16 protein-coding genes and 2 pseudogenes are annotated in these 12,165 nt (G+C 30.8%); 2 read left to right on the top strand and 16 right to left on the bottom strand.

Translation table 11 applies throughout. The features are described 5' to 3' along the window. The 3 genes from CN601_RS00005 to CN601_RS00010 form a co-directional block, all read right to left on the bottom strand. The coding region (locus tag CN601_RS00005; RefSeq protein WP_142317276.1) for an RNA-guided endonuclease TnpB family protein at positions 1-607 on the bottom strand (607 nt) is incomplete at its 3' end. Between the two features lie 479 nt (positions 608-1,086). Next, entirely contained in the window at positions 1,087-1,263 is a 177-nt protein-coding gene (locus CN601_RS26675; protein ID WP_179865363.1) for a hypothetical protein, read from the bottom strand. A 78-nt stretch (positions 1,264-1,341) separates the two neighbouring features. Further along, positions 1,342-1,533, bottom strand: coding sequence for a hypothetical protein (locus tag CN601_RS00010; protein WP_098169574.1), 192 nt, complete (start codon positions 1,531-1,533; stop codon positions 1,342-1,344). 263 nt (positions 1,534-1,796) lie between these two features. Here CN601_RS00010 and CN601_RS00015 point away from each other — a divergent pair, with 263 nt between their 5' ends. Next, positions 1,797-2,111, top strand: a complete 315-nt coding sequence (locus CN601_RS00015) for a hypothetical protein (protein WP_098117847.1) — start codon at positions 1,797-1,799, stop codon at positions 2,109-2,111. Positions 2,112-2,190: 79 nt separating this feature from the next. Here the strand turns inward: CN601_RS00015 and CN601_RS00020 are convergent, their stop codons facing one another. Continuing rightward, positions 2,191-2,814 (bottom strand): phosphatase PAP2 family protein, encoded by a 624-nt coding sequence (locus CN601_RS00020; RefSeq protein WP_098169575.1) that lies wholly within the window; start codon positions 2,812-2,814, stop codon positions 2,191-2,193. 91 nt (positions 2,815-2,905) lie between these two features. Further along, positions 2,906-3,082: a YozD family protein gene (locus CN601_RS00025; protein WP_087997714.1), complete on the bottom strand. Its 177-nt coding sequence runs from the start codon at positions 3,080-3,082 to the stop codon at positions 2,906-2,908. A gap of 153 nt (positions 3,083-3,235) precedes the next feature. Between CN601_RS00025 and CN601_RS26680 the strand changes: the two genes are divergently transcribed. Next, positions 3,236-3,391, top strand: coding sequence for a hypothetical protein (locus CN601_RS26680; protein ID WP_179865364.1), 156 nt, complete (start codon positions 3,236-3,238; stop codon positions 3,389-3,391). 13 nt (positions 3,392-3,404) lie between these two features. Here CN601_RS26680 and CN601_RS00030 read toward each other — a convergent pair whose 3' ends face one another. The 11 genes and pseudogenes from CN601_RS00030 to CN601_RS00075 all read right to left on the bottom strand — a co-directional run bounded on the left by CN601_RS00030 (position 3,405) and on the right by CN601_RS00075 (position 11,322). Beyond that, on the bottom strand, positions 3,405-4,073 hold the full coding sequence (locus CN601_RS00030; RefSeq protein WP_056466277.1) for a hypothetical protein: 669 nt from the start codon (positions 4,071-4,073) through the stop codon (positions 3,405-3,407). A gap of 234 nt (positions 4,074-4,307) precedes the next feature. Continuing rightward, the gene (locus CN601_RS00035) at positions 4,308-4,526 is read right to left on the bottom strand and encodes a YozE family protein (RefSeq protein ID WP_098117850.1); all 219 of its coding nucleotides are present in this window, start codon (positions 4,524-4,526) and stop codon (positions 4,308-4,310) included. A 95-nt stretch (positions 4,527-4,621) separates the two neighbouring features. Then, a complete protein-coding gene (locus CN601_RS00040) occupies positions 4,622-4,912 on the bottom strand; it encodes a YokU family protein (RefSeq protein ID WP_098117879.1) in 291 nt (96 codons plus the stop codon). Beyond that, a pseudogene (locus CN601_RS00045) lies at positions 4,905-5,321 on the bottom strand (lysine 2,3-aminomutase); the annotation flags it as partial. The gene CN601_RS00040 and the pseudogene CN601_RS00045, both read right to left, overlap by 8 nt. Before the next feature lie 40 nt (positions 5,322-5,361). After that, the gene (locus CN601_RS26685) at positions 5,362-5,511 is read right to left on the bottom strand and encodes a hypothetical protein (RefSeq protein WP_179865365.1); all 150 of its coding nucleotides are present in this window, start codon (positions 5,509-5,511) and stop codon (positions 5,362-5,364) included. A 245-nt stretch (positions 5,512-5,756) separates the two neighbouring features. After that, positions 5,757-6,251 carry a hypothetical protein gene (locus tag CN601_RS00050; protein ID WP_098169577.1) on the bottom strand — a complete coding sequence of 165 codons (495 nt, stop codon included), beginning with the start codon at positions 6,249-6,251 and terminating at the stop codon, positions 5,757-5,759. 106 nt (positions 6,252-6,357) lie between these two features. Next, entirely contained in the window at positions 6,358-6,810 is a 453-nt protein-coding gene (locus CN601_RS00055) for a hypothetical protein (RefSeq protein WP_098169578.1), read from the bottom strand. 161 nt (positions 6,811-6,971) lie between these two features. Then, entirely contained in the window at positions 6,972-7,145 is a 174-nt protein-coding gene (locus CN601_RS26690; RefSeq protein ID WP_179865366.1) for a hypothetical protein, read from the bottom strand. 674 nt (positions 7,146-7,819) lie between these two features. Next, positions 7,820-9,596: pseudogene (locus CN601_RS27810) on the bottom strand (aminopeptidase P family protein). Further along, positions 9,580-10,701 carry an ethanolamine utilization protein EutH gene (eutH, locus tag CN601_RS00070; protein WP_098169580.1) on the bottom strand — a complete coding sequence of 374 codons (1,122 nt, stop codon included), beginning with the start codon at positions 10,699-10,701 and terminating at the stop codon, positions 9,580-9,582. Before eutH ends, CN601_RS27810 begins: the two are co-directional and overlap by 17 nt. 39 nt (positions 10,702-10,740) lie before the next feature. Continuing rightward, positions 10,741-11,322 (bottom strand): helix-turn-helix domain-containing protein, encoded by a 582-nt coding sequence (locus CN601_RS00075; RefSeq protein ID WP_098169581.1) that lies wholly within the window; start codon positions 11,320-11,322, stop codon positions 10,741-10,743. Positions 11,323-12,165: the final 843 nt, after the last annotated feature.

Raw genomic sequence — 12,165 nt, forward strand, 5'->3', positions numbered from 1 at the left:
ATTTATTATTATCAATCTTGAGACCATCAGAAAAAATTGCAAAATCAGTGATGCCTAAGTCTATACCAATAGATGATTCAGTTTTCTCCAGTGGTTGTACTTCTACTTCAGCAAGAATGGATACAAAGTATTTACCAATTGGGTTTCGTCTAACGGTAGCATTAAGAATCCGTCCATCTACTTCACGACTTTTGGCAAAGCGAACAAGACCAAGTTTGGGCAATTTTATCTTGTTACCCACAATGGCAATATTTTCATTTGTATGCTTGGTTGTATAGGATTGTACATTGTTCTTTTTGGACTTGAAACATGGAGCATGATTTTGCTTGTTGAAAAAACGACTAAACGCGTCAGCAAGATTTTTGAGGGAGGACTGCAAGGATATGCTGTCCACTTCTTTCAGCCAGACTAGTTCTTTTTTTAGTTGTGTCAGCTCGGCAGCGCAAGTATTGTAAGTTAACCTTTGACCAGTTTCCTTGTATGCATCGTTCCATTTTGCTAAAAAAAGGTTGAATACAAATCGAGTACAGCCAATAGTCTTTGCAATTAAGGTTTCTTGTTCCTTATTAGGATAGATCCGAAACTTATAGGCTTTGTATATCCTCACTGTTCTCACCTCGTTTCTTCTTGTTATTTTCTATATTTCACAAAATATTTAGGCTAAAGCCAACCGACATTCATCTCCCACCTACTTACTGGGCTTTGCCCTTCACGTTCCTTGAGGAAGGAGTCTTCTGTCGGAAAAAGATAAAAATGGGAACGAACGTAAATAAAAAATCTACGCCCTCAAACATTTTCCCCCTCTTAAAATCCTTTTCCTTTATTTTTGCTTGCTTTTTTATATAAGCTTTTTTATGATGCATACGCTATCTAAATTCTTTTTCCTAAATGAAACCATTTAAATTCTTTATGGAAAAATTAATGAATGACTTAGTCAATTTTAACAAATATACCTTTCAAATTATCAAAGTAAATTTGCCAATTTTTCTACAATCTTAATAAACAACTCCCCAGACGTTACTAAAAAAAATAGCTACCGAAGCAGCTTAAAGGTTGTTAAACAAAAGTGGCGTTAATACAATCTAATTATTTAGTATTGTAATCTTTCCAGCCACTTTTTGAATGAATTTTAGTTATTTTCCCTTCATCTGTGATGAACGCTACTGTTTTCCCAGCAACTTTGTATTTGGTTACAGTTAATAAAATTTTAACCGAATCATATTCAGAATGATCATACATAAAGTCATAGTTAAACTCGATCATTGCTGCACCTGTTTTAATTTCTTTAGACAGCCATTCATTTTTTTCTCAAATTTAGTAGCTAAAATTCTTTGATTTCGTTCAAGATTTATAAATTTCGTCTTTTGTAAGTGTTTTTGAAGAGATAGTAATGGTCTTAGTTCTTTGAATACTAAGTTTGTTATATGTATTTTGGATTGTAGGAAAAAATAAAGCTCCTATTCCAATCACAAAAACGAATAAAATCACAAGACCTACTATACGGCTTTTCTCTTCTCTTTTAATAACAGGCATATTTATAAACACTCCTAACAATTCGAGTATTGTTATTCGACCTTATAATTTTATTCAGATTAATTTCAATAAATCTTTTTCTTACATTATCCTGCGATTCTGTAGAAAAAGACATTTATATGTAATCTCATTGTCCTTTGATGATCTATGTATTTTCGTTAAAACTTTTAAAGGTACAATTAGCACCTCGTTTATCATATCAATTCGTAATACTACATAAATTTATGTGATTGTGACATATACATCTCTTGAGGTGATAAATTGTGATTAACTTCATTGAAGATGTTGTTCGTTTTCCAGAAGCACTTACAGGTGGAAGAACGATTTCTCGGTTATTTCGAACATATCCCTTTAGAGTTTTAAGTGCAAGTAGTGTTTTAAGCGGAATTGATTATGGTTTTTCTGATCAAGAAGGTATGTTCTTTAGAACAACGATTGATACTAGTGCTCATATTATTTCTCCTTACGAAGTAGTCGTAAATATTACTTATGGCTTTCGTTCTCGGGAATTCGATAAACGTACGGATGCTACAATTAAATATACATTATTCTTAAATCAGTTATATTGGCCAACTTGATTGTCTCATAAAGAATAAAATATAAAAAAATACACCTATAATATAGATCAAATCTATATTTTATAGGTGTATTTTTTATTTAAACTTGTCTTCTTTCATGTAAAAAAATAAATATATTTTTACAAATACTATACCAAGCGTATCCAACTAACCAACCAGCAATAATATCAGAGAAATGATGTACATGTAAGTATATTCTGCTCATCGAAATTAAAAAAATAAATAAAAGTACGATAAATTGAATTACTCTTTTATGCTTCATTAGAGAAGGTTGAAGCACAATTAAAATGAATCCTAAAGTTAGAAAAAAAGTTGTTGCCATAACAGCATGTCCACTTGGGAAACTAAATCCACTTTCAACATAATACATTGAAGTTGGACGTGGTCTTTCATATATATCTTTTAAAAATGAAACAATTACTCTAGCAGTTAAGAGTGTAACAATTAAAGAAATGCCAGTCCATATACGCTTACGAATAATTGAATAGATTAAGATGATGACTGCGAATGTCAAATACATCTTTGAAGAACCAAAATCTCTTAAGAAATAGCAAAATGAATCCAACGCATCAGTCCGAATGAATTCAAAGAACTTAAATGCTGATTGATCCAGGTTATGAATCATTTTCGAATCATAAATAAGTCCTAAAATAATAAATAGAAAGATAGAAGTTATAATTAGTATCCAATTATTTTTTTTCATAAATTCCTCCAAATCTAATTTACCGTTATGTCTGCTTGTACTTTGGATACACAGAGAAAAACGACGAGATTACCCGTCGCCACTTTCATGACTATTCATCTTCTTCATCAATTTCATCAATCATACATTTTTCCAGTAAGTACTCAAAAGTAATATCCGCTAATTCTTCAATTTCCTCTTCCTCAGGAACATATCCTCGTTGAATGAGCTGTTGATAGAAAAATTCTGCTATTTCTTCCGTATCAATAACTACCTCAATTTCTTTCACTAGCATCACCCCTTACTAGTTAATATGTGAAAAATGAGAAAATATGAAAAAAACCTTACTAAGCACAAAAAATATTAATATGTAACCTTTAGCATAATGCAACATTGACAAGCATATATTCAATTAAAACATGTTAAGGGAGCGAGATTACCAATGATAAAAATGGACAAGCTAGCTAATTTAAAAGAAATTATGGTTAATGATGACAAGTTTGAAGAAGCTGCTGAAAAACTGACGACAGTTGCATTTTTTATTTTATTAGGGATAGGCATACCTTTTATGATTCATATAATTCTACAATTATTGTAGAATATCCTCTCTCTCAATTCGTTTTCTTCTCTGAGAATTTATTTAAATTTTTAAGCACAAGATCCATCACAATTTTATATTCTTCATCTTGGAAGATTGAATATAAAACAGCATAATCATTGTATATATCTAATAATCCATCGATTATTTCTTGTTTTGTTGTTTTATTTCTATTTTTATTAAAATCATTCATTGAGCGCAGTTTTTCTAAGTCTAATTTAGTAATGCCATTTTTATCATTTCTTAATTTCTTCAAGATTGCATTTGCAGTTTGTGCTGATGCAATTAACGTTAAATCTGTTTCATCGGCTTCTAACCATTCTCCATCAGTAATGCGCGCTAATTCATAAATTGTATCTTCCCAAGCGTCATTTTTATATCGCCAAACTTCTGTACGGTATCCAACAATACGAAAAATTTCTTTTTCATATCCGTTAACTTGAACGAGATCCCCGAAAGAAAATGAATAATTAACTTCGATCCATTCTTTTTCAAGTTTTTTCCCGTCATATTCGTTGAGAAGTTGAAGAGTATTCTCTACATAAAGTCCGTCATGATTATTGACCTCATATACAAAAACGCCATCCATCAATTTAATATTTGTTATCTTACCTACAGTTCCATATAACGTTATCACGACAATATCATCTACGTTATACTTCGGTTGTTTTTTCTTTGTCATACTTCTTACCTCCTTCTCCATTCGTCGTGACTAATACGTTTTTACTGTATACTATGCAGCCAATACATAATTGTCTGTCATTTTCAGAGTAAATAAAAAAAGGGATTAGCCTATTTTATAGGGCAGAAGTTTAAAGCTAGTTCAAAGTGCAATCTGTACAAAATATAAATAGAAGGACTAACATAGGTTTTTATAAATAAAAAAAGATGCAACTTAGGTTAAACTAAGTCACATCTATCGATCTTCTTCATATAAGTTCCATGCTTCATCGAAAACGCTCATAGATTGTAAAAAAGTACCATCCAATTCTAAATATGAGCTAATTTCGTCATAGCTTGAAGATTGTTTTGGAAACGAGTGATCATTAAAAAGATGATCTGCTAATATTCCAATATCAGTAGGAATTTTATAGTTTCTATGTTTCATCATATAATGGTAAAATGACTTTCTCATGATTCTCCCTCAGCTTTATTTATTTTTTTATATTATATACCCGCTTACAAAAAACTAGATAAGCGAAACTATTTTATAATTTAAAAATACTAGTTCTATGACGAGAAGTCAAAATAATTTCTTTTTAACAACCTTGGTTGCTTCATTAATTCATCAAATGACACCGCAACTGGAAGTAGTTTTGTTGAAATAAGAAATAACTGATTTTCTATTTCCTTAACCATCTCTTCCTTCTGATAAGTGAAATTACATTGATTACAATGAAATGATGGTACATTTGTAATTGTGATTGCGCGTGAGCCATCAGGTAATTCCCAATGTACAACAGCTTTTGTTTCTATTGCATTTTCCTCTCCACACCAATCACACTTTAATGGATTACTCATCTTTCTTTTCACTTCCATCCATTTTTTGAATTTGAGCTTGAAATTTTTTCTCCTTTAGTTCATCCCTTTTTTCCCTTTTATTCTTTAATGAATTATGTGTTGGATCTGTTTGATATAGCTCCCTCTTCTTCATTCTTTCTAAATCTGCTGGAATTAAGCTTTGTACTTGATCATTCATAATACTAGCAATACCAACTTTAGCAGCTTTATTTAAATAATCAGGATAAACAAGTGAAAAATATTCCTCAGCAGTATCTTCTTGATAATTCTCAGGCTCTGGATAAGAAGTTATAACACCTTCAAAATTTCTAAGCACGGTTTTTTTACTACTTTGAGAGACGATATAGTTTGGCTGAAGTGAAATTTTCCCTCCACCACCTGGTGCATCTACTACAAAAGTAGGTACTGCATTTTTTAAGTAATGTACTTTAACAATAAAAAAAAACGGACTACTTTTTTACTGTAGTACCGTTTTTAAAAGCGATCATTACACTTTTCGCTATTAAATTAATATTGGGTTTATTTCGTAGAATAACTGTGCCAACGGGTTTATTAGGAGCTGATGTAGCACTGTTATTCTTTGAATCATCGTTTACCATGCTACCCCGCCCTTCCCTTTTGTATAATTCTTCCGGTGTTATTAGGGCGGTTAAGTGCTTTCGCACATACCGTATTAAATTATATGTATCGCGTGCTTGACTGTGTGCCTATGTAAGTGCAAATCATCTCATCTTGTTACTTTCGGATTAAAATACACGGTTTTTGTTAAATTTAAATGTTGATTTTTGAACTAAAAAAGGTTGTCAAATTGACAACCTTAGGAACATTTGTACAAGAATAAATATCATAAATATCCAATTTCATCTAAGGCATTTAAATAGTTTATGAATTTGATGTTATCTAATTTCTGGTTCTCCATCTCTATTCCTATAAAAACTACTAATTCTTTTTCTATATAATCACACCTACAACCTTGTATCGTATAACCACTAATTCGTTTACCGTCTTTACTTTCTAAAATAATACTAATTATTTTTTGATCCTTTAATTTAAATTCTTCATCTGGATAGGTATTTAATAAAAATTCATAAAACTCTTGTTGTGATTCCTTTTCTTCCTCACTATATAAATTATTTAAAACAGTTTCATCATCGATTTGATAACACTTGATTATATTAGGGAAATCTACATGTGGATCCTCTTTTAATTCTAAGAAATCTTCTATTGCTAATTCTTTAATTTTATATTTTTCTTTATAAATTCGGTAAATGTCATCAATTAAAAAATAATTTGGTATTTTTTTAGATTGAAATTTTGCGTTTAGTTCTTTAATTTGCAATTCTTTTCCCTCCATACTCATTTTCACATATTTAACCAATCTATCATTATAGTTCTATAAAAAATCGACTATTCAGCCGACAATGTTGTTCAACAAATGCAGCACCTTAGTCCAATAAAGATTTTGAAGTAGTGTTAATTGGGTGCTTTTTTAGAATAAAATTAAAAAATAATTCAACATGATAAAACACATTCGAAGCGAAACAACCAAAAAGCAACAGAAGTGAAAAACCGAGAATATCATCAAAAATGCTTTGATTAACGCTTTGACTTTCAAAGATATAAAGAATGATCATCACACTCATACCTGCAACAGAGTACATTCCCACTTTCGCTAAATAAGACAAAATTTTTGAAGGATATTTATATTTCAAGTGCCAATTATCAACGCCAATGGATAATGGAATTCCTCCGATAAGATATACAGCGCTAGAATAAATGATAACAGCAATGAACATCCATAAAAAATCATCTTCACCAAGGGATTTATATTTAAAGCAAGTAAATAAGAATGAAAAAGTAATTGTTGATAGCAATGCAATTATCAGCTTATTTAGCATGTTCGTTCTCCTTTAAACTATTGTGCTAACTACTATATATTATTCGGCAAATACATATTGTACTCCTATTTAGAAATAGGATGAATTTCATATTTTATTAATAAGCATGTGAAAAGACCATAAAAATTTGGTGATATTTTTCTTTATATTTATTTGACAAGTTATTCTTTTAATCTTTTGAAATTTGCTTTAAGCTCCCATAGAATCGAAACGGAAATTAACGCTCCGACTGTACCATAAATAAAACGATGATCTTCATAATTTAATATTGTTACTAATAACATAACTACAAGTGAAATAACTAATGAAACAATGGTTGTATTGTTTTTCTCCACAAGCTTATCCTCTTCATATAATTTTCGATAATTTTCGGTAATTTAAATCCATCTAATGTACTTCGTTAGTTATACATACACCTTTACACCATTAAATAATCAATCAGAATTCCTAAAAAGATTAAAACAATACCAATTGTAAAATGCACTTTTTTATCATTTATTTGTGTTTTTTCAAAGATAGTGATAATTATAACAATTAGACCAATAAAAACCGCACTTCTTATGTAATACGATGTATTTACAAGCAAGATTTCTGGAAACTTCTGAAAAAGACCAGAAATTGTTCCTAAAACAAACAAAAATAGAGGAATCCTTAGTTTACAATACAATTAAAATCACCGCCCCAATAAATAGTAATATTCAATTCTAGCAAAACTCTTATTTTTATAATACGGTAAATTGACGTGATTCTAATTTTGTTAAAATATATAAATTTTAATTTTTCTTTAACTATCAATGCGAAATCTTATTGAAGTAAACCGTCATTTAGAACAATAAAAAAGACCGCCGAAGCAGTCAATCCTTTAAAATATTGCGTTTGTTGTAAATGAAAACAGTTCTATTAATCTTTACAAATAATTAAATAAAGATGAAATCTCATGATCATTTGCGATACATTCATTCTTGGCTAAAAAAGAAAGTAATGTAAGTGGTATTTTGGCAATATCAATTTATATTTCCCTAGTTTCAGCCTTTAGCCATTCTCTCTCTTCTTCATTTAAATAAGGACTCAGCTTTGTATATACCTCTTGATGATAATTGTTTAACCATTGCTTTTCACTCTCTGTTAACATATCTTTATTTATACCTGTTAAATCAATAGGGCAATAAGTGATTGCTTCAAACTTCATAAATTGGCCAAACTCTGTTTTCTCGTCTTCAACTACTAACATCATATTTTCAATTCTAATTCCATATTTACCCTCGAGGTATATTCCCGGTTCATTCGTAATAACCATACCTCTTTCTAAAATAACATTATTATCATTCCTTATGCTTTGTGGTCCTTCATGAACATTTAAGAAAAAACCTACCCCATGTCCAGTCCCGCATTTATAGTCCAAACCATACTGCCAAATTGGTTGTCTTGCTAAAACATCTAAGTTAGAGCCTGTTGCTCCGTATAAATATTTTACTGAGCTTAATGCAATAAACCCTTTTAACACCAAAGTAAAATCTCTTTTTTGTTCATCGGTAAGTTTTCCTAAAACAATCGTTCTTGTAACATCAGTTGTTCCATCATAGTACTGTCCACCTGAATCAATTAAAAATAGACCTTCATTCTTGAGCGTATATTGGGTTTCTTTATTAGCTTTATAATGCATCATCGCAGCGTGTTCATTATAACCTGCTATCGTATCAAAGCTAGGTCCAACAAACCCTTCCTGCTCCCTTCTGAAATCTTCTAATCTTTCTTCTGCAGTAATCTCTGTAATTTCTGTATTATCTACAGAATTTTTTTAGCCATTTTATAAATTTCACCATAGCTAAACCATCTTTTATTTCACACCATTTTAAATTTTTTATCTCAACTTCATTTTTAATAGCTTTTAAATTAGTTGTGATGTTAGGGCTTTCAATTTTCTTTGTATTGCTGTTAATGGCATTGTATAATCTGATATTTGTTTTATTTGTATCTAGAATAACTGCATCTCGGTCTAAAAGATTTTCCAATAATGTTTGAATTTCATCACTCGCTTTTAACTCGATTCCATCAGCTTCCAGTTCTAATTTAACCAATGGGGAAACCTTGCAAGAATCAATAAATAAATAACATTTATGTTCTGCTACGATTACATTAGCTATTAAAATGGGATTGTTAGGCACATCTTCTCCTCTTATATTCAAAAGCCATGCAATGTCATCAAGAGAAGTTAATATATAATAATTTGCTCCTTTATTTTTCATGTCTTCTCTTACTTCATTTAATTTTTCTACTCGTGATTTGCCTGCATATTTTACGTCATGCGTAAAAATTTGTCCTTTAGGAATTTCCGGTCTACCTTCCCATATACCATCAATTAAATCTTGATTCATTTTTAATTCTATTCTCTTTGCTTTTAGATCTTTTTCCATCTTTTTAACCATATTAATTGAAAAAACATTTCCATCAAAGCCCACAATACTTCCTTCTTTAAGGATATCTGCTAGCCATTCTGAATAAAATGGTACCTCTTGGTCCATCATTCTAAACAATCTGATTCCTGTGCTCTCGAGCTGCTTTTCAGCTTGAATATAGTATCTGCCATCTGTCCATAACCCAGCATCCTCTAATGTGATAACTACAGTACCCGCAGACCCTGTAAATCCTGATATCCATTGTCTACATTTCCAATGTTCCGCTACATATTCACTCTGATGTGCATCTAAACTTGGAATTATATAAGCATCCACTTGATTTTCTCTCATTAGCTGCCTTAACTTTTCGACTCTATCTCTGATGTTCATTACTAATACCTCCATTTTCTTTAAGACTAAATTCTTTATTTTCACGTTCATACAGCCAAACAGCTAGTACTATACTAATGATTCCAGCTGTAAGCTTTGATATGATAAATGCGCCTATCATTTCTGGTGCTACTCCTGAAACAAATCCTAGTTGACCACCAAATACAAATGCTCCACTTACACCAAAGGCAGTACATACCATTTTTCCTTTAGGATTCATTTCCTTAAATGCTCCAAATATCAACAAATTACTAGCTAAGCTTCCTAAAATACCTGCTACTGACACTGAATTAATTCCAAACTTCTCCCCTATTTTTTCAAAGCTATTTTTAAAGATTTGATTAATAAGTGCTAACATGGGATATGCTCCACCTAAAACAAGTGCAATCTTGACCACTATAATAGTAGATTCAGAAAGTGGTGCTAATCCTGAGACAAGCGTTACACCAAATATCACATTTATACCTTGTAAAAGTAATCCAACAGTACTCAAACTTACTATAAGCTTTCCAAATACATTAAAAACTTTTATAAAAACATGCGGAAATTTTAATAATCCTGCCCCTAAAATAATGGCGAAAATAAATATAGGGACCAGATTAAAAATTAATAGATTGATATTTATTTTTTGCCATAAGCCTGCTGACAGACATCCTATTGGTATAGTAATAATTCCAACCAAAACACCTTTAGAAAAATATTTTTCATCCTCTTTAGAAAGCATCCCTAACGCGACAGGTATTGAAAAACTAATTGTGGCTCCTAAAGAAGATGCAATGATAATTCCTGAAAATGATCCCATTTCCTCTGACAATGCTAATTTATTAGCCATTTGATAGCCACCCATATCTACAGCTAAAAATGTTGCTGGAACTATAGAGGGATCTAGATGAAAAACTCTACAGATTGGAATAATCACAACAGATAAAAAATTCGTAAATATAGGAACTAAAGAAATTATTCCTATCATTCCAAGCCCTAAAGTCCCCATGCTCTTTATGCCTTCCTCAAATTTCCCACCCAGTTTCAAATGATTTCCGGTAATATAATCAATAGCTCCAATTACAAAAAAAGAACCAATTAGATACAATATTAATTTATCCATTATTATTATCACTTTCTATTAATTTATATAATGTCTTTACTAGTCAGCATCTGTATTATCAAATCCTCTATTGTAGAGATAATTAGGCGTATTAACAGCTATAAGCTTGACTTTTTTATTCGTGTAATTAGCCCAATTGTGTGCAATATTTGAGTCCATATGAATGCTGTCACCAGGATATACTTCATGCCTCGTATCATTTATGTAAACTGTTAAAATACCCTCTAAAACATATACGAACTCTTCTCCCTCATGCTTATAGGATAATATTTCTTCATCTTTCTTTTGAGGAAGAATTTCTATAAGCCTTGGAACAAGTTGTTTATTTTCCAAATCTGTACTTAAACTATACTTAATAAAACCTCCTTCTACCGAATCCATTATTTCTTGTTCATAACTCCTCAAAACCATATCTTTTCTTTTAAGTGGGTAATCAAAAAAATGTGTTAAATGCACTCCCAAAGTATCAGCTAGTTTTTCAAGTGAATCAACTGCTATTGTAGTAAGTCCCCTTTCTAATTGAGATATAAATCCAATAGATAGTTCACTTTTTTCACTTAACTCTTTCAAAGTGATACCTTTTTCAGTCCTCAATTTCTTTATTTCCATTCCAATATTCATCATATCACCTCAAATTTCATTTTCATGAATAATATAATACACATAAGAGTAATAATCAATATTTCGTGAAATATATTTCATATATATGAAAATCCCTAATAAAGTTTATCATATATACTCTCAAGAAATGTCCGCATCATTCCACCCTCTAGCACAAAAAAGACGCTTGATCAATTAGATCAATGCGCCTAAATTGTTAAATAAAAGTACGAAAAAAGGGTTATCTTATTGTACCTTGCTCAACTAAATTACCCATAGCTAGCCGGAAAGTAAAGATATAGTCTACCTACAATTTGATCAACCGCCCCTGTCTTCTGGTTATTTTATGATTTTTATTCTGTATCAAGTAACTGTTTCATTATATTTTCAGAATTTAATCTCCATAATGACGTCTCGTTCGTTCAAGTATCTAAATAACCAAATTTCAGTTCGAGTATTGAAGTATACTTCTCTTTCTTTATCACCTTTTCCTCGTACTATTACAAATTGATTCGTTTAATTTATATCATTTATATTTATTAAGAGAATTTCGCCTAAACGGCATCCTAATGAATACATAAACTCAATTATTGCATGTTCTCTTGGCGTATTTCAGGCTTCCCGAAGGAGTTCAATTTCCTTAACAGTTAAGAATTTAGGAATTCTGGTTCCAGCTATTGGTTCTTTTAACTTTGAAGAAGGGTTACTATGAATCTCACCCTCATCATGAGCCCAAAGGAATAAAGATTTTATAAAACGAACTCTATGTGCTAGAGTTGCAGGTTTTAACTTTTCTTCATCAATTACAAGATACTCTTTTAAAGCATCAGTAGGGATTTGATCAATATCAATATCAGTATTTAA

Origin of the sequence: Bacillus sp. AFS017336 (genome assembly GCF_002555445.1) — a bacterium.
Lineage (GTDB): Bacteria > Bacillota > Bacilli > Bacillales > Bacillaceae_G > Gottfriedia.